Source organism: Mycobacterium sp. (genome assembly GCF_052145595.1).
Classification (GTDB): domain Bacteria; phylum Actinomycetota; class Actinomycetes; order Mycobacteriales; family Mycobacteriaceae; genus Mycobacterium.
In genome coordinates this window covers 14,935-32,093 of the sequence record NZ_JBKQOI010000032.1, presented here as the reverse complement: position 1 = coordinate 32,093, position 17,159 = coordinate 14,935, and the positions used below count along the sequence as shown (strand labels likewise).

The 17,159-nt window shown below is 65.5% G+C and carries 16 protein-coding genes; 12 read left to right on the top strand and 4 right to left on the bottom strand.

What is annotated here, in order from left to right:
- Positions 1-129: 129 nt before the first annotated feature.
- From ACLP4W_RS02245 to ACLP4W_RS02230, 4 genes are all read right to left on the bottom strand, one after another.
- Positions 130-843: a hypothetical protein gene (locus tag ACLP4W_RS02245; protein ID WP_442383698.1), complete on the bottom strand. Its 714-nt coding sequence runs from the start codon at positions 841-843 to the stop codon at positions 130-132.
- A gap of 302 nt (positions 844-1,145) precedes the next feature.
- Positions 1,146-2,651: a long-chain-fatty-acid--CoA ligase FadD17 gene (gene fadD17 / locus ACLP4W_RS02240; protein ID WP_442383724.1), complete on the bottom strand. Its 1,506-nt coding sequence runs from the start codon at positions 2,649-2,651 to the stop codon at positions 1,146-1,148.
- 81 nt (positions 2,652-2,732) lie between these two features.
- Entirely contained in the window at positions 2,733-3,830 is a 1,098-nt protein-coding gene (locus ACLP4W_RS02235) for an acyl-CoA dehydrogenase family protein (RefSeq protein WP_442383696.1), read from the bottom strand.
- Positions 3,831-3,864: 34 nt separating this feature from the next.
- On the bottom strand, positions 3,865-5,058 hold the full coding sequence (locus ACLP4W_RS02230) for an acyl-CoA dehydrogenase (protein ID WP_442383694.1): 1,194 nt from the start codon (positions 5,056-5,058) through the stop codon (positions 3,865-3,867).
- A 214-nt stretch (positions 5,059-5,272) separates the two neighbouring features.
- Here ACLP4W_RS02230 and ACLP4W_RS02225 point away from each other — a divergent pair, with 214 nt between their 5' ends.
- The 12 genes from ACLP4W_RS02225 (at position 5,273) to ACLP4W_RS02170 (ending at position 17,130) form a co-directional block, all read left to right on the top strand.
- Entirely contained in the window at positions 5,273-5,464 is a 192-nt protein-coding gene (locus ACLP4W_RS02225) for a ferredoxin (RefSeq protein WP_442383722.1), read from the top strand.
- Positions 5,465-5,477: 13 nt separating this feature from the next.
- The gene (locus tag ACLP4W_RS02220) at positions 5,478-6,392 is read left to right on the top strand and encodes a 3-oxoacyl-ACP reductase (RefSeq protein ID WP_442383692.1); all 915 of its coding nucleotides are present in this window, start codon (positions 5,478-5,480) and stop codon (positions 6,390-6,392) included.
- Positions 6,393-6,629: 237 nt separating this feature from the next.
- On the top strand, positions 6,630-7,394 hold the full coding sequence (locus ACLP4W_RS02215) for an MlaE family ABC transporter permease (protein ID WP_442383690.1): 765 nt from the start codon (positions 6,630-6,632) through the stop codon (positions 7,392-7,394).
- A 7-nt stretch (positions 7,395-7,401) separates the two neighbouring features.
- Entirely contained in the window at positions 7,402-8,244 is an 843-nt protein-coding gene (locus ACLP4W_RS02210) for an MlaE family ABC transporter permease (protein ID WP_442383688.1), read from the top strand.
- A gap of 19 nt (positions 8,245-8,263) precedes the next feature.
- Entirely contained in the window at positions 8,264-9,463 is a 1,200-nt protein-coding gene (locus ACLP4W_RS02205; protein WP_442383686.1) for an MCE family protein, read from the top strand.
- Positions 9,463-10,518: a virulence factor Mce family protein gene (locus ACLP4W_RS02200; RefSeq protein WP_442383684.1), complete on the top strand. Its 1,056-nt coding sequence runs from the start codon at positions 9,463-9,465 to the stop codon at positions 10,516-10,518. Before ACLP4W_RS02205 ends, ACLP4W_RS02200 begins: the two co-directional genes overlap by 1 nt.
- Positions 10,508-11,572 (top strand): virulence factor Mce family protein, encoded by a 1,065-nt coding sequence (locus ACLP4W_RS02195; RefSeq protein WP_442383682.1) that lies wholly within the window; start codon positions 10,508-10,510, stop codon positions 11,570-11,572. The genes ACLP4W_RS02200 and ACLP4W_RS02195 overlap by 11 nt, the downstream gene beginning before the upstream one ends.
- Positions 11,569-13,014 (top strand): virulence factor Mce family protein, encoded by a 1,446-nt coding sequence (locus ACLP4W_RS02190; protein WP_442383680.1) that lies wholly within the window; start codon positions 11,569-11,571, stop codon positions 13,012-13,014. The genes ACLP4W_RS02195 and ACLP4W_RS02190 overlap by 4 nt, the downstream gene beginning before the upstream one ends.
- On the top strand, positions 13,011-14,165 hold the full coding sequence (locus tag ACLP4W_RS02185) for a virulence factor Mce family protein (RefSeq protein ID WP_442383678.1): 1,155 nt from the start codon (positions 13,011-13,013) through the stop codon (positions 14,163-14,165). The genes ACLP4W_RS02190 and ACLP4W_RS02185 overlap by 4 nt, the downstream gene beginning before the upstream one ends.
- A 12-nt stretch (positions 14,166-14,177) precedes the next feature.
- Positions 14,178-15,911 carry a virulence factor Mce family protein gene (locus ACLP4W_RS02180; protein ID WP_442383676.1) on the top strand — a complete coding sequence of 578 codons (1,734 nt, stop codon included), beginning with the start codon at positions 14,178-14,180 and terminating at the stop codon, positions 15,909-15,911.
- Positions 15,911-16,630, top strand: coding sequence for a mammalian cell entry protein (locus ACLP4W_RS02175; protein WP_442383674.1), 720 nt, complete (start codon positions 15,911-15,913; stop codon positions 16,628-16,630). The genes ACLP4W_RS02180 and ACLP4W_RS02175 overlap by 1 nt, the downstream gene beginning before the upstream one ends.
- The gene (locus ACLP4W_RS02170) at positions 16,630-17,130 is read left to right on the top strand and encodes a mammalian cell entry protein (RefSeq protein ID WP_442383672.1); all 501 of its coding nucleotides are present in this window, start codon (positions 16,630-16,632) and stop codon (positions 17,128-17,130) included. The genes ACLP4W_RS02175 and ACLP4W_RS02170 overlap by 1 nt, the downstream gene beginning before the upstream one ends.
- Positions 17,131-17,159: the final 29 nt, after the last annotated feature.

Below are 17,159 nucleotides of genomic sequence, written 5' to 3'. Positions count from 1 at the left end.
GAAATACCGTCCTTTCACCAAAATCGGGTTGTGGCAGATGAATTGAGCGCAGCCAGATCGCCGAGGGTAATGGGGGTTCCCGCGCGTCGCGTCACCACCGCCGATGAGCTAGTCGACGCACCGCCGCCGTCACTGTTGGGTTAGCGCCGGAAGGTGGCTGATCAGCCACTCCGTCATCGTGTTGAGGACATCGACTCCGCTCTCGAACGCGTTGGCTTCGGCAGCCAATGCGACACCGACTGGTCCGGAATCTTGTGGCATGATCCCGAACTGCCGGACCAGATAGTCACCGTGTACGCCCGGACCCCAACCGCCCTTGGCGGCGAGGCCTTTGGCGGCCAGACCCCAGCACTGTTCGGTGGTGAGGCGGCGCATCAGGTCGATGACGGTGGACGCGTCACCGATGTGTGGCAGCCCCGCGGCAAAACGCGCCTGCTGACCGAGGGTCCATCGCGTTTGACCAAATGCGGTGAAACCCTGGCGAAGTCGACGTGATTCGACCACGGTGCCGGTGTCACCGGCTTCGCTGATTACGGCTTGAACCTGTCGCGCCGCATCCACCGGCTCGCCCAGCTGGCACCACAACTTCTCCGATGCGGGGTTGTCGGATTCGGTAATCGCCTTGACTACCAAATCTTTTGCCAGCGAGCGGTCTCTCCGCAGTGCCGCGATTGCCAACGGCACCTTGATTGTCGACCAGGCGACACCGCCCGACCAGCTGCCCAACGACAACACCTGGGCCAGACGGGGTTCCGCGACCGCGATGCCGATGGTCGCCGGAACCCCGCCGGCAAGCTGTTCAAACTCCGATTCAAGTGTTGGTGGCCGACTTGGTTGGGTCATGTCCTGCCTGGTTGCGGTGGGCTAACCATTTGAGGCTAATACGAATTCGAAGCGGCGTCGCGCTGGTCGCGGATCGGGCGGTCACATGCGGCCGGCGCCTCCGTTGCCAATCCGCCCGACATCGGTGGCCACCGATGCCACTGTCTCCGGCGGGACAAGAAAATACAAGACCGGGCACCTCGCGGCCGATCAGGCCAACCTAGGACCGGATCGCGACGCGGGCTGCGCAGCTCATTGGATGTTTCCGCCCAATCCGCCGAATATCTGCCGCGTGGCCAATGCGAGCACGGAACCGGCCCGGGCTACCGGCGAATCGGCCATACCCGATCACCGCAGTCGACACCCTGGGTCGACAACTGCCGTTTGAGCACCTTGAAGGTCACCGTCCGCGGCAGCTCCGCGCTGATCCGCACATATGACGGCCACTGCTTGGGCCCCAAGTCGGGCTGCTCGGCCAGGAAGGCCCGGAACTTTTCGGGATCGAACTCGGTGTCCGGCGCCATCACCAGTGCGGCCATCACCTGGTCGCCGACGACGGGATCGGGCACCGCATACACCGCCACCTCGGTCGCGTCGGGGTACCGCAGCAGCACCCGCTCGATCGGTGCCGCACCGAGGTTTTCGCCGTCAACGCGCATCCAATCGCCAAGCCGCCCAGCGAAATAGACGTAGCCAGCGTCATCGCGATAAGCGAGATCGCCGCTGCGGTAGATTCCGCCCGCCATCCGCTCGGCCTCGGCGGCCGCGTCGTTGTAGTAGCCCTCGAAACGACCCGGCCCGGCGGTGTTCACCAGCTCGCCGACCACACCGGGCGGGCATGGCTTGCCGGTGTCGGGGTCGACGATCTCGATCCCCGTCGGCAGCGGACCCAGCGAACCCGCCGGCGAATCGGGGGTGCGCGCGATCGCGACCCCGCCTTCGGTGGACCCGAACCCGTCCTGGACCACACAGCCGAACCTGCGGCCGAAACGCTCGATGTCGTCGGGCACGCCCTCGTTGCCGTACACCGCCCGCAACGGGTTGTCCGTATCGTCGGGCCGTTCGGGTGTGGCGAGCACATAGGACAACGGCTTGCCCACGTAGTTGGCGTAGGTGGCGCCGTAGCGGCGGACATCGACCAAAAAGTTCGATGCAGAGAACTTGCGCCGCAACGCCATCGAGCCCTGGCACGCCGCCGCAACCGCCCAGCCGACCAACACCGCGTTGGAATGAAACAACGGCATCGACACGTAGCAGACGTCGTCGCGGCCGAGACCGAACCGCTGCGTCATCGTCACGCCGGCGATCGCGACCTTGCCGTGGCTGCACTTCACCGCTTTGGGCTCACCGCTGGTACCCGAGGTGAAGATCAGCATGAACAGGTCTGCAGCCGATGCGGACTGAAAACGCAGCTCGGCATCTCGATGTGCGGCCACCTCATCGGCCCACCCGGCGGAATCTACGTTGAGATGCTCGATATCGCCCAGTGGCGCAGCGGAATTCGAGTCGGCCAGCACCAATTGGCAGTCGGCGCGGGCGATGTCGCTTGCCAGCGCTTCGCCGCGGCGCACCGGGTTGAGCCCCACCGGCACGATCCCCGACATGCCCGCAGCCACGAGCATCGCCGAGAAGAACGGGGTGTTCTCCAGCAGCACGCCGACATGCGGCGGCTTCGCCGGGTCGAGGCGTTCACGCAGCGTCGCCGCGATCGCGGCGCCTTGCCGGAGGTGATCACGCCAGTTGATAAACGAGTCCTCGAAATAGACACCGCGATCGTCGATCTCGGTCAGCGGGACCAGGAGTTTGGTGACGTTTGGGTCAGCCGGAATCACGAAACCCAATTAGCCCGCTCCTCGTTGGTCCGTCGAACTCGAGCGTGACGCTGGGTTCACGTTCGCCACCGCCGGATGCTAGGCGGGGGTTTCCGCCAGTTCACGGCCGATCCGGCGCAGCTGCCAGGTGGCACCGCGCAGTGCGAACTCTATTTCCTTGGCGGCCAGGAAGTAGCGGTGCACCGGGTGGTCGGTGTCGACGCCGACTCCGCCGTGCACGTGTACGACGGTGTGCGCCACCCGATGCCCGGCGTCGGCGGCCCAGAATGCCGCGCTGGCCACGTCGATCTCGGCGGGGATGTCCTCCGACACGCGCCAGGCCGCCTGGATGAGGGTGAGCCGCAACGCCTTGACGTCGATGTAGCCGTCGGCCAGCCGCTGCGCCACCGCCTGGAAGCTGCCGATGGGGCGGTCGAACTGCTCACGGGTGCGCGCATACTCGGCAGTCAATTGCAGGCCCCGCTCGAGCACCCCGAGCTGAAATGCGCTGCGGCCCAACGTGGCCAGTGTGTCGAGCCAGGTCGCGACGACGCCTTCGCCGACCTTTCGCCCGCCGTCCACTTCGGTCCCGTCCAGCTTCAGGTGCGCGATGCTGCCCAGGCCGGTCGTTTCCAGCGGCGTCACCGTTACCCCAGGATCATCGGCAGTGACCAGAAAAACGGCTGTGCCGGAATCGGTTTCGGCCGGAACGAGGAAGGCGTCAGCCACCGGGCCGTAGCCGACCTGGGTGCGAGTGCCGGTCAGTCGGTAGCCATCACCGGCGCGGGCGGCCTGCACGGGCCCGTCACCCATTTCGCCGTCGAGCGCGACGGTGAGGATCTTCTCGCCGCTGACGGCCGGCACGCCCCAGCGCTGCTGAAGTTCCCCGGAGCCGAATCGGGCCAGCGCCCCGGCGGCCAGCATCACCGACTCCAGGTAGGGCACCGCGGCCAGTTGGTGGCCCAGCGCCACCAACACCGCGACCTGCTCGAGGACTCCGAACCCGTCTCCGCCCAGCGATGCCGGCGACGCGCTGGTCAAGATGTCGGCCTCGATGAGCTTGCGCCACAGCCCACGGTCGAATCGCTGGTCGAGCCCGTCCAGCTCACGCTGGTGCTCCGGTGTACACACCGAGTCCACGATCGTGTCGACCAAACCACCGAGGTCTTGTGCGGCTTCGGTTGTCGTGAAATCCATGAATTCTCGTCCTTAGGGTCCTGAAAGAAGAAGCTCAGCGGTTGGCTCGGGGCAAACCCAGCGCGACCATCCCGATGATGTCGCGCTGCACTTCGTTGGTGCCGCCGCCGAAGGTCAGGATCAGACACGCCCGGTGCATCCGCTCGACCCGGCCGCGCAGCAACGCACCCGGCGAGTCCTGGCGCACGGTGGCGCCGGTACCCAATACCTCCATCAGCAGCCGGTAGGCCTCGGTGGCCAGCTCGGTGCCGTACACCTTGGCGGCCGACGCGTCAGCAGGTCCCAGGGTGTCACTTTCGGACCCACCTTGTTGAGAAGCCAGCTCCCAGTTGATGAGCTTGAGGACCTCGGCCTTGGCGTGCACCCGGGCCAGGTTGAGCTGCACCCACTCCGAGTCGATGAGCCGGGCTCCGCTGTCGTCCTTGGTGTTTTGCGCCCACTCCCGAACCTCGCGCAGGCCCATGAAGATCGGTGCCGGCGACACCAGGGCGACCCGCTCGTGGTTGAGTTGGTTGGTCACCAGCTTCCAGCCGCCGTTTTCCTCACCGACGAGGTTGGTCACCGGCACGCGCACGTCGGAGTAGTAGGTGGCGCTGGTGTCGGGGCCGGCCATGGTGTGCACCGGCGTCCAGGAGAAGCCCTCAGCGGTCGTCGGCACTACCAGCATCGAGATGCCGCGGTGCTTCTTGGCCTCGGGGTTGGTGCGGACGGCCAGCCACACCCAGTCGGCGTACGGGATCAGGCTGGTCCACATCTTCTGGCCGTTGATGACGTAGTCGTCACCGTCGCGGACCGCCGTGGTACGCAGGTTGGCCAGGTCGGTGCCGGCGCCCGGTTCCGAGTAGCCGATCGAGAAATGCAGGTCGCCGGCCGCGATCTTGGGCAGGAAGAACTTTTTCTGTTCCTCGGTGCCGAAGGCCATGATCGTCGGCGCCACGCTGTTGATCGTCAGGAAGGGAACCGGCGCGCCGGCGATGGCCGCTTCATCGGTGAAGATCAGCGAGTCCATCGGGGACCGGTCCTGACCGCCGTACTCCTTGGGCCAGTTCAGGGTGAGCCACCCGTCCTTGCCCATCTGCGCGACGACCTCGCGGTATGCATTGCCGGTCCCGATCTCGCCCTGGACCGAACTTAGCGCCTCGCGGCGCTCCGGCGTCATGAGCGTGGTGAAGTACGACCGCAGCTCGCGGCGCAGCTCCTCCTGCTCGGGCGTGTAACTGATGCGCATTCCAAGCCGTCCTCGAAGTCAACGTCTGTCTAGATCAAAGCCACGTCACACGCCGTAGCTCAACCAACGGCTACCCGTTCGCCTTCCCGGTTGTAACACGTTCTAGTCTGGGAATCCAGCGACCGTTCCCCCCGACGCATCGGGCCCCTATGGTGGAGCTAACAAACTGATGGGGCGCGTGCTCAGATTGAAGGCCAGGTTCAAGGAGGGTGCCGTGCGGGTGATCGTGGATCGTGACCGGTGTGAAGGTAACGCGGTGTGCTTGGGAATCGCGCCGGACATCTTCGACCTGGACGATGAAGACTATGCCGTCGTGAAGCTTGACCCGATCCCGCGCGACCAAGAGCAACTGGCCGAACAGGCAATCGCGGAGTGTCCGCGCGCCGCGCTGCAGCGCCAAGACTAGAGGTATTCATAAATTGACTAGCAGCACAAACGCGACCGATCTCTCCGGGAAGGTCGCGGTGGTGACCGGTGCGGCCGCAGGCCTGGGGCGGGCCGAGGCGCTCGGCCTGGCACGGTTGGGCGCCACCGTCGTCGTCAACGACATCGCCACCGCGCTGGACGCCTCCGATGTCATCGACGAGATCAATGCCGCCGGCTCCAAGGCGGTCGCGGTGGCCGGAGACATCAGTCAGCGTGCAACCGCCGACGAATTGGTCGCCTGCGCCGACGGGCTGGGCGGCCTGGACATCGTCGTGAACAACGCTGGGATCACCCGCGACCGGATGCTGTTCAACATGTCCGACGAGGAATGGGACCTCGTCATCGCCGTGCACCTGCGCGGGCATTTCCTGCTGACCCGCAACGCGGCCACCTACTGGCGCACCAAAGCCAAGGACTCAAGCGGAAAGATCTTCGGCCGGCTCATCAACACCGCGTCGGAGGCCGGCCTGGTGGGTCCGGTGGGGCAGGCCAACTACGGGGCGGCCAAGGCGGGCATCATCTCGCTTACCCTGACGGCCGCGCGGGCGCTGGGCCGCTACGGCGTGTGCGCCAACGCGATCTGCCCGCGGGCGCGCACCGCAATGACCGCCGACGTGTTCGGAGCCGCGCCAGAAGTAGAAGCGGGCGGCATCGACCCGCTGTCGCCCGAGCACGTGGTGAGCCTGGTCAAGTTCCTGGCGTCCCCGGCGGCCGCGGAGGTCAACGGTCAGGTGTTCATTGTTTACGGCCCCCAGGTGACGCTGGTTTCGGCGCCGACCGTGGAGCACAAATTCAGCGCCGGGGGGCCGGCGTGGGAACCCACCCAACTCAGCAGCACACTGCGGGAATACTTTGCTGGGCGTGATCCTGAGCGAAACTTTTCCGCGGTCGGCCTGATGGAACAATAAGCGCGGAAAAGCTACTTATCGGGGGAAAACCGGCGAGTAGAACATGTGTCAGATTGGTAATGCCATAATGGCTCTGACCTGGACAAATTAACGCTCCGTACAAAGAATGCTGTTCATTGACACTGGGAACTTCCATCTGAGTTAATGAGATCCGGCTCAAACCGAGCCGCATGCGACCGAAGACAACGCAAAGGCGACATGCAGGCTTCGCCGCGAGCAGCAAAGGGGGGTGGCCAGTTGATCGAACAACTTGCGGTCCCCGCCCGTGCTGTAGGCGGGTTCTTCGAAATGATGATCGAAACCGGCCGTGCGGCTTTCCGCCGGCCGTTTCAATTCGGCGAGTTCTTGGAGCAGACGTGGATGATCGCCCGCGTGTCGCTGGTCCCGACGCTGCTGGTGTCCATCCCGTTCACGGTGCTGGTGGCTTTCACCCTGAACATCCTGCTCCGTGAAATCGGCGCGGCCGACTTGTCCGGCGCCGGAACGGCATTCGGCACCATTACCCAGCTGGGCCCGGTGGTGACCGTGCTCGTGGTGGCCGGCGCCGGCGCCACCGCGATCTGCGCCGACCTGGGGGCCCGAACCATCCGTGAAGAAATCGACGCGATGCGGGTGCTCGGCATCGATCCGATCCAACGGCTCGTCTTACCACGGGTTTTGGCGTCGACGGTGGTCGCGCTGCTGCTCAACGGCTTGGTGTGCGCCATCGGTCTATCCGGTGGCTACGTGTTCTCTGTCTTCCTTCAGGGCGTCAACCCCGGCGCGTTCATCAACGGGTTGACCGTGCTCACCGGACTGCGGGAGTTGGTTCTCGCCGAAGTCAAAGCGCTGCTGTTCGGCCTGATGGCCGGGCTGGTCGGCTGCTACCGGGGCCTGACCGTCAAGGGCGGGCCCAAGGGCGTCGGCAACGCGGTCAACGAAACCGTCGTCTACGCGTTCATCTGCCTGTTCGTCATCAACGTGGTCATGACGGCCATCGGCGTGCGGACCTCGGCTAAGTGATGGCGCGATGAGCTACGACCTCGCCTACCGGCTGCGCACCTTGGTCGCGAGGCTGCAAGGGCCGGTTGACGACTTCGGTGAGCAGGCGTTGTTCTACGGCGAAACCGTGCGCTGCGTCCCCAACGCGCTAACCCGGTATCGGAAGGAGACGATCCGGCTGATTGCCGAGATGACGCTGGGCGCAGGGGCGCTCGTCATGATCGGCGGCACCGTCGGGGTTGCGGCCTTTCTGACGCTGGCCTCCGGTGGGGTCATCGCCGTGCAGGGATACTCGTCGCTGGGCAACATCGGTATCGAGGCGCTGACCGGCTTTCTGTCGGCGTTCCTCAACGTCCGCGTCGTCGCGCCGGTGATCGCGGGGATCGCGTTGGCGGCCACCATCGGTGCCGGCGCCACCGCCCAACTGGGTGCCATGCGGGTGGCCGAGGAAATCGACGCCGTCGAATGCATGGCGGTGCACTCGGTGTCCTACCTGGTGTCAACCCGGCTGATCGCCGGCCTGGTCGCGATCATTCCGCTGTACTCGCTGTCGGTGCTCGCCGCGTTCTTCGCCGCTCGCTTCACCACGGTGTACATCAACGGGCAGTCCAAGGGCCTCTACGACCACTACTTCAATACCTTTCTCATCCCGTCCGACCTGCTGTGGTCGTTCCTGCAGGCCATCGTGATGTCGATCGCAGTGATGCTGGTCCATACCTATTACGGCTACAACGCCAGCGGCGGTCCGGTCGGCGTCGGCATTGCGGTCGGCCAGGCCGTGCGGACCTCGCTGATCGTCGTGGTCGTCATTACGTTGTTCATCTCGCTGGCCGTTTACGGCGCGTCCGGTAACTTCAACCTCTCCGGGTAAGGGGGCCCCCTAAAGAAACATGGCAGACGGATCGCGACGCACATCTGCTCGGCTGGCAGCGGCGCTGCTGGCCAGTTTGATTGTGGCCTTCGCGGTCGTGACTTACCTTTCCTACACAGCGGCTTTCGCCTCTACCGACACCGTCACCGTCTCGGCGCCGCGCGCCGGGCTGGTGATGGACAAGGGCGCCAAGGTCAAGTACCGCGGTGTCCAGATCGGCAAGGTCGAAGACATCAGCTACTCGGGCGACCAGGCGCGGCTGACGCTGGCCATCAACAGCGACGCGATGGGATTCGTCCCGTCCAACGCGACGGTGCACATCGCGGGTAACACCATCTTTGGGGCCAAGTCGGTGGAATTCATTCCGCCGCAGGCGCCTTCGCCGACGTCACTGCGTCCGGACGCGCATGTGGAGGCCTCGGCGGTGGCGCTGGAAGTCAACACCCTGTTCCAGTCGCTCATCAACCTGCTGCACAAGATCGACCCGGTCGAATTGAACGGGACGCTGAGCGCGCTGTCCGAAGGCCTGCGTGGTCATGGCGACGACCTGGGCTCCCTGTTGTCGGGACTGAATACGCTGGCGCGACAGGCGAATCCGAAGCTGCCCGCGTTGCAGGAGGACTTCCGCAAGACCGGGGTCGTCACCAACATATACGCCGACGCCGCCCCCGACCTGAACACCGTCTTCGACAATTTGCCGACGATCAACAAGACGGTCGTGGACCAGCAGAACAACCTCAACGACACGCTGCTGGCCACCATCGGCCTCGCCAACAACGCCTACGACACGTTGGAGCCCGCTGAACAGAACTTCATCGACGCCATCAACAGGCTGCGAGCCCCGATCAAGGTGGCCCACGACTACTCGCCCGAATTCGGTTGCCTGTTCGCGGGAGTCGAGCGCGGTATCAAGGAGTTCTCCCCGTTGCTCGGTGTCCGCAAAGCGGGTCTGTTCACGTCTTCGAGCTTCGTCTTGGGCGCGCCGTCGTACACGTATCCGGAGGCCCTCCCGCTAGTCAACGCCTCCGGGGGTCCGAATTGCCGCGGATTGCCCCACATCCCGACCAAGCAGACCGGTGGGTCCTTCTTCCGCGCGCCGTTCCTGGTCACCGACAACGCCAACATTCCGTACGAGCCGTTCACCGAACTGCAGTTCGACGCACCCTCTACGCTGCAGTTCTTGTTCCACGGCGCGTTCGCGGAACGGGACGACTTCTGATGGCCGGCGCGCGCGGCATGCCTTCGCACCGGTCGATGGTGATCAAGGTCAGCATCTTCGCGGTGGTCATGCTGCTGGTGTCCGCGGGCCTGGTGGTGGTCTTCGGTGACTTCCGGTTCGGTTCCGAAAGCACTTACCACGCAACGTTTGCCGACGTGTCGCGGTTGAAGGCCGGCCAGAAGGTCCGCATCGCCGGAGTGCCGGTCGGTGCGGTGTCGGGTGTGAAGCTCAACCCGGACAACACCATCGACGTGAAGTTCGGGGTCGACCAGCGTTACACGCTGTACTCGTCGACGCGCGCGGTGATCCGCTACGAAAACCTGGTCGGCGACCGGTTCCTGGAGATCACGTCGGGGCCGGGGGAGCTGCGCAAGCTGCCACCGGGCGGGACGATCAACTCCCAACACACCCAGCCTGCTCTGGATCTGGACGCGTTGTTGGGCGGACTACGGCCGGTGCTCAAGGGGCTGGACGCGGACAAGATCAACACGATCAGCAGCGCCGTCATCCAGTTGTTGCAGGGCCAGGGTGGCGCGTTGTCGAATGTGTTGGCCGACACCGGCGCGTTCACGTCGGCGCTGGGCCAGCGCGACCAGCTCATCGGTGACGCGATCACCAACCTCAACACGGTGCTTTCGATCATCGACCAAAAGAGCGCGCAGTTTGCGGCCAGCGTCGACCAGCTGCAGCAATTGATCACCGGACTGGCCAAAAACAAGGACACGATCGCGGGCGCCATCCCGCCGCTGGCGTCCACGACGACGGATCTGACCGAGCTGCTGAAGAATTCACGCCGGCCGCTGCAAGGCATCCTGGAAAACACCCGGCCGCTGGCCACCGAGCTGGACAACCGCAAGGCCGAGGTGAACAACGACATCGAGCAGCTGGGCGAGGACTATCTACGACTGTCCGCTCTCGGCGCCTATGGATCGTTTTTCAACGTCTACTTCTGCTCGGTGACGATCAAGATCAACGGGCCGGCCGGCAGCGACATCTTGCTGCCGATTGGTGGCCAGGTGGATTCCAGCAAGGGGAGGTGCGCTTTTGTCAAGTAGTTCAAAGCGTGAGCGCGACCCGCTGCGCACCGGCATCTTCGGTGTGGTGCTGGTGGTCTGCGTCGTGCTGCTCGCATTCGGCTACGCAAACTTGCCATTTTGGCCGCAGGGAAAAATCTACGACGCCTACTTCACCGACGCCGGCGGCATCACGCCCGGCAACGCCGTCTACGTGTCGGGCCTCAAGGTCGGCAAGGTGCAGTCCGTCGGTCTGGCCGGAGACAGCGCCAAGGTCAGCTTCAGCGTCGACCGGCACGTCGCCGTCGGCGACCAGTCGCTGGCCGGGATCCGCACCGACACCATCCTCGGCGAGCGCTCCATTTCGGTGACCCCGGCCGGCGGCGGCAAGGCGACCACCATTCCGCTGAGCCGGACGACCACGCCGTACACGCTGGCCGGCGCGCTCGAGGACCTGGGTCAAAACGCCAACAACCTGAACAAGCCGCAGTTCGAGCAGGCCCTGAACGTTCTCACCGACACGCTGCACGACGCCACCCCGGAGCTGCGCGGTGCGCTGGACGGGGTGACGTCGCTGTCGCGCACCCTGAATCGCCGTGACGAGGCCCTGCAAGGCCTGCTGGCGCACGCGAAATCGGTGACTTCGGTGTTGTCGGAGCGCGCCCAACAGGTCAACAAGCTGGTCGACGACGGGAATGAGTTGTTCGCCGCGCTCGACGAGCGCCGCGCGGCATTGAGTGAGCTGATCTCCGGTATCAGCGATGTCTCAACGCAGATTTCCGGCTTCGTGGCCGACAACCGCAAGGAGTTCGGCCCGGCCCTGAGCAAGCTCAACTTGGTGCTGGACAACCTCAACGAGCGCCGCGACTACATCACCGAGGCCCTCAAACGGTTGCCCACCTACGCCACCGAGCTGGGCGAGGTGGTCGGTTCCGGTCCCGGATTCAACGTCAACGTCTACGGTGTGATACCGGCGCCGCTGCTTGCGACGATGTTCGACTTCTTCTACCAACCGGGCAAGCTGCCGGCCAGCCTGGCCGACTACCTGCGCGGGTTAATCCAGGAACGCTGGATCATCAGGCCTAAGTCACCATGATCAAGGGGCCCAAGACTAGAGGGGGCGGCAGCCGGGGGCTGCGCTACGCCACCGTCATCGCGCTGGTCGCGGTGCTGGTGGGGGGCGTGTATGCGCTTTCGTCGCAAGGCAATAACCGCACTATCGTCGGCTACTTCACGTCCGCCGTCGGGCTCTATCCCGGAGACCAGGTCCGCGTGCTGGGAGTCCCGGTCGGCTCGATCGACACGATCGAACCGCGGCCTTCCGACGTCAAGATCACCATGTCGGTGTCCAAGGACGTGAAGATCCCGAAGGACGCCAAGGCCGTCATCATCTCGCCGAACCTGGTGTCGGCGCGGTTCGTTCAGCTCACCCCGGCATACACCGGTGGGGCGGTGCTGCCGGACGGCGGAAGCATCGAGCTGGCCCGCACCGTGGTCCCGGTGGAGTGGGACGAGGTGAAGGAGGCGCTGACCCAACTGTCCGTCCAGCTGGGTCCGACGACGGGATCGATGCAGGGGCCGTTGGGTGCGGCGATCAACCAGGCCGCCGACACGCTCAACGGCAAGGGCGAATCGTTCCACAATGCGTTGCGCGAGCTCTCGCAAGTCGCTGGGCGGCTGGGGGATTCGCGCAGCGACATCTTCGGCACGGTCAAGGACCTGCAGGTACTGGTCGACGCGCTGTCGGCGAGTAACGAACAGATCGTGCAGTTCGCCGGAAATGTCGCGTCGGTGTCGCAGGTGCTCGCCGACAGCTCGCGCCATCTGGACAACACCCTGGGCACGCTCAACAACGCGCTCTCGGATATCCGGGGGTTCCTGCATGAAAACAACTCGACGCTGGTCGATACGGTCAACAAGCTCAACGACTTCGCGCAGACGTTGAGTGACCAGAGCGACAACATCGAGCAGGTGTTGCACGTGGCGGGCCCCGGTATCAGCAACTTCTACAACATCTATGATCCCGCGCAGGGCGCGCTGAGCGGCTTGTTGTCGATACCCGAATTCGCCAACCCCGTGCAATTCATCTGCGGTGGGTCCTTCGAGACCGCCGGCGGACCGAGAGCGCCCGACTACTACAGGCGCGCCGAGATCTGTCGTGAGCGGCTCGGCCCGGTGCTGCGCCGGCTCGCCGTGAACTACCCGCCGCTCATGTTCCACCCGCTCAACACGATCACCGCGTACAAGGGTCAGATCGTCTACGACACCCCGGACACCCAGGCCAAGTCGGCCACCCCGATTCCGCAGCTGACCTGGATACCGGCTAAAGGTGCCCAAACTTCGCCCCCCGCCCAGAACCCGACGGATCTGCAGGCCCTGCTGGTCCCGACGGCGCCGCAGACCGGCCCCCTTCCGGGCCCGCCGCCTGCCGCGACCCCTGCTCCCGCCCCCGGCTCGGCGTTCGGTCCCCTGCCGGGGCCCCCGCCGAGCCAGGCGCCCGGCACGCCGCCGCCGACCGAGCAGGCGGGTGGCGGATGAACCGAATCTGGTTGCGCGGCAGCGCTTTAGCCGCAGGCAGCGCGCTGCTGGCCGGTTGTCAATTCAATGGGCTGAACTCCCTGGCGATGCCCGGGACCGCCGGTCATGGCGGTGGCGCATACTCGGTCACCGTCGAAATGCCCGACGTGGCGACGCTACCCCAGAACTCGCCGGTCATGGTTGACGATGTCACCGTCGGCAGTGTCTCCGGTATTGCCGCCGAACAGCGCTCTGACGGATCCTTCTATGCCGCAGTGAAGTTGGCGTTGGACAAGAATGCGGCTTTGCCGGCCAACGCGACGGCGACGGTCGCCCAGACGTCGCTGCTGGGTTCGATGCACATCGACCTGGCTCGCCCCAAAGACAAGCCGGCGGTCGGCAGGCTGACCGACGGTTCGAAGATCCCAGAATCCAACACGGGCCGTTATCCCACCACCGAAGAGGTGCTTTCGGCGCTCGGTGTCGTGGTCAACAAGGGCAATGTCGGTGCCTTGGAAGAGATCACCGACGAGACGTACCAGGCCGTCGCGGGTCGGCAGGACCAGTTCGTCGACTTGGTCCCCAGACTCACGGAATTGACGGCAGGACTCAACCGACAGGTCAACGACATCATCGACGCGGTCGACGGCTTGAATCGATTCTCCGCGAGCCTGGCGCGCGACAAGGACAACCTGGGCCGGGCGCTGGACACGCTTCCCGAAGCGATTCGGGTACTCAACAAGAACCGGGATCACATCGTTGACGCGTTCGCCGCGCTGAAGAAGCTGGCGATGGTCACGTCCCATGTGCTGGCAAAAACCAAGGTGGACTTCGCCGAAGACCTCAAGGGCCTGTACTCGGCCGCCAAGGCCCTCAACGACAACCGGAAGAATTTCGTCACCTCGCTGCAGCTGTTGCCGACGTTCCCGTTCCCCAACTTCGGTATCAAGCAGGCGGTGCGTGGCGACTACCTGAACGAGTTCACCACCTTCGACCTCACCCTGCGCCGGCTCGGTGAGACGTTCTTCACCACGGCGTATTTCGATCCGAACATGGCCCATATGAGTGAGATCCTCAATCCGCCGGACTTCCTGGTCGGCGAAACGGCGAACCTGTCCGGACAGGCGGCCGACCCGTTCAAAATCCCGCCCGGCACGGCGTCAGGGCAATAGGGGGCGGCGCAGATGATCGACAGACTGACCAAGGTCCAGCTGGCCATGTTCGCGGTGATCACCGCGATCACGCTGACCCTGATGGCGATCTTCTACCTGCGGCTGCCCGCCACGTTCGGCATCGGGACCTATGGCGTCAGTGCCGACTTCGTCGCGGGCGGAGGCCTGTACAAGAACGCCAATGTCACCTACCGCGGCGTCGCCGTCGGGAGGGTGGAGTCGGTGGGGCTCAACCCCAACGGCGTCACCGCCGAGATGCGGCTCAACAGCGGCACTCCCATTCCGTCGAACGTCACCGCCACCGTGAAAAGCGTGTCGGCAGTTGGTGAGCAATACATCGACCTGGTGCCGCCGGGCAACCCGGCATCGACCAAGCTGCGCAACGGATCTCGGATCGAGCGGCAGAACACCCGGATCGGCCAGGACGTCGCCGAACTGTTGAAGCGGGCGGAGTCGCTGGTCAACAGCATCGGCGACACTCGGCTGCGCGAGCTGTTGCATGAGACGTTCATCGCGGCCAACGGTTCGGGTCCCGAACTGGCCCGGCTGATCGAGTCCGCCCGGTTGCTGGTGGACGAGGCCAACGTCAACTATCCGCAGGTCTCGGAATTGATCGATCAGGCGGGGCCGTTCCTGCAGGCCCAGATTCGCGCCGGCGCCGACATCAAGTCGCTGTCTGATGGGTTGGCGCGGTTCACCTCCGAGGTGCGCCAGGCCGACCCGCAGCTTCGCTCGACGTTGGCCAACGCGCCGAGCGCGGCCGACGAGGCCAGCACCGCGTTCTCCGGTATCCGCCCCTCCTTCCCGGCGCTGGCGGCCAGCCTGGCCAACCTGGGCCGGGTGGGCGTCATCTACCACAAGTCGATCGAGCACCTGCTGGTGGTCTTACCGGCGCTGTTCGCCGCGATCACCACGGCCGCCGGCGGCGCGCCGCAAGACGAGGGCGCCAAGTTGGACTTCAAGCTCGATCTGAACGACCCGCCCCCATGCGCCGTCGGCTTCCTGCCCCCACCGCTGATGCGCACACCGGCCGACGAGACGCTGCGCGAGGTCCCGAAGGACTTGTACTGCAAGGTCGCCCAGAACGATCCCAGCACCGTGCGCGGTGCCCGCAACTATCCCTGCCAGGAATTCCCCGGCAAAAGGGCACCGACGATCCAGCTGTGTCGCGACCCGAAGGGCTACGTGCCGGTCGGCCGCAACCCCTGGCGCGGTCCTCCGGTCCCGTACGGCACACCGGTGACAAACGGGCTGAACGTGTTGCCGCCCAACAAGTTCCCGTATATACCGCCGGGCGCCGAACCCGACCCGGGCACGCCCATCGTCGGGCCGCCCCCTCCCGGTGTGGTGCCCGGGCCTGGGCCGATGCCGAACCGCCAGCCGGCCTACGATCCGCCGCCCCCCAACGACAATGGGCCGCCACCGCCGTTCACGTCGTGGCAGCCGCCGGGGGTTCCGCCGGTGCCGCCCCAGGTCCCGTACCCGAAGTGGCTGCCGCCTCCGCCACCGCCGGAGGGTACCGGCCCGGCGCCCCAACCTGCTCCCGCTCCCGCTCCCGCGCCGGCGCCCGAAGCCGCGCCCGGCCCGCAGCCGCAGGCCAGCGGCCCGTCCTACACCACCTATGACCAACGCACCGGAGCCTTCGCCGACCCGGCGGGTGGCACTGGTATTTTCGCGCCCGGCGCTAGCGGTGCATCCAGCGCCGAGAATTGGGTGGACCTCATGCTTGATCCAAGGCCGATGTAGTGGAGCCCGCAGTGGCAGACGAACAAACGACGACACAACGCGTTCGGCGGCGGGCGTCACGCGCGGCGGGCCCGGCCAAGAGTGAGTCCAACGAGGCCGCCACGGTAGGGGTCGGCGTTGCGGCCCCCCCGAAGCAGCCGGCGAAACCCAGCGTCAAGGCGGTCAAGGGCCTCAAGCCCGTCAAGCCGCCGCCACGGCGACAGCCGCACCGCGTCCTCGTCGGGTGGATCTCGTTTGCGGCCGCGCTGTTGGCGATCGGCGGCTTGGCCGGCGGCCTGGCCTTCCTCGTCGTCCAGCAGCGGCACGCCGAGGCCCAACAGGCGCGAGATCAGCGCTTCGTCGACACCGCGACGCAGACGGTGGTCAACATGTTCAGCTACAAACAAGACAACATCGACGACAGCGTGAACCGGTTCTACAACGGCACCAGCGGCCCGCTGCGCGGCATGCTCGGCGCCAACAACAACATCGACAACCTCAAGGGCCTGTTCCGCTCCACCAACGCGACATCGGAAGCCGTCGTCAACGGTGCGGCGCTGGAGGGCATCGACACGGTCACCGACAACGCGTCGGTGCTGGTATCGGTGCGGGTCACCGTCGCCGACATCGACGGAACCAACAAGCCGTCCATGCCCTATCGGCTGCGGGTCATCGTGCACGAGGACGATCAGGGACGGATGACCGGCTACGACCTGAAATATCCCGACGGGGGCAACTGATGCGATGGCCGCAGTTTCTGAGCTGGCTGACCGCCGTCGCGGGCTACCTGGGTGTCGCGGCTTTCGTCGGGTTGTCCGCGGCGGGTGGCTGGGTCTACTGGGACCGGGTCCAGACCCGGGGCGAGGCGGCGGCGCGGGCGGTGGTGCCCCAGCTGGCCGCCAAGGAGATACCCGAGGTGTTCGCCTACGACTACCAGACCGTCGAGCGCAGCCTCTCGGCCGCCTACCCGTTGCTGACGCCCGACTACCGCCAGGAGTTCCAGAAGAGCGCCAACACGCAGATCATCCCGGAGGCCAAGAAGCGCGAGGTGGTCGTCCAGGCCAACGTCGTCGGCGTCGGGGTCATGTCTGCCAAGCGGGATTCGGCGTCGGTGATGGTCTACATGAACCGCACCGTGACCGACAAGTCACGCCAGCCCCTCTATGACGGCAGCCGGTTGCGGGTGGACTTCAAGAAGATCGGCAAGCAGTGGCTGATCGCCTACATCACGCCGATCTGAGCCAAGGCCACCCAGCCACGCCGGCACCG

Bases quoted from the DNA above. Each gene is read 5' to 3' on its own strand.
- ACLP4W_RS02245 (WP_442383698.1), bottom strand. From the start codon at position 843: ATGACCCAACCAAGTCGGCCACCAACACTTGAATCGGAGTTTGAACAG.
- ACLP4W_RS02235 (WP_442383696.1), bottom strand. From the start codon at position 3,830: ATGGATTTCACGACAACCGAAGCCGCACAAGACCTCGGTGGTTTGGTC.
- ACLP4W_RS02230 (WP_442383694.1), bottom strand. From the start codon at position 5,058: ATGCGCATCAGTTACACGCCCGAGCAGGAGGAGCTGCGCCGCGAGCTG.
- ACLP4W_RS02210 (WP_442383688.1), top strand. From the start codon at position 7,402: ATGAGCTACGACCTCGCCTACCGGCTGCGCACCTTGGTCGCGAGGCTG.
- ACLP4W_RS02205 (WP_442383686.1), top strand. From the start codon at position 8,264: ATGGCAGACGGATCGCGACGCACATCTGCTCGGCTGGCAGCGGCGCTG.
- ACLP4W_RS02200 (WP_442383684.1), top strand. From the start codon at position 9,463: ATGGCCGGCGCGCGCGGCATGCCTTCGCACCGGTCGATGGTGATCAAG.
- ACLP4W_RS02190 (WP_442383680.1), top strand. From the start codon at position 11,569: ATGATCAAGGGGCCCAAGACTAGAGGGGGCGGCAGCCGGGGGCTGCGC.
- ACLP4W_RS02185 (WP_442383678.1), top strand. From the start codon at position 13,011: ATGAACCGAATCTGGTTGCGCGGCAGCGCTTTAGCCGCAGGCAGCGCG.
- ACLP4W_RS02180 (WP_442383676.1), top strand. From the start codon at position 14,178: ATGATCGACAGACTGACCAAGGTCCAGCTGGCCATGTTCGCGGTGATC.
- ACLP4W_RS02170 (WP_442383672.1), top strand. From the start codon at position 16,630: ATGCGATGGCCGCAGTTTCTGAGCTGGCTGACCGCCGTCGCGGGCTAC.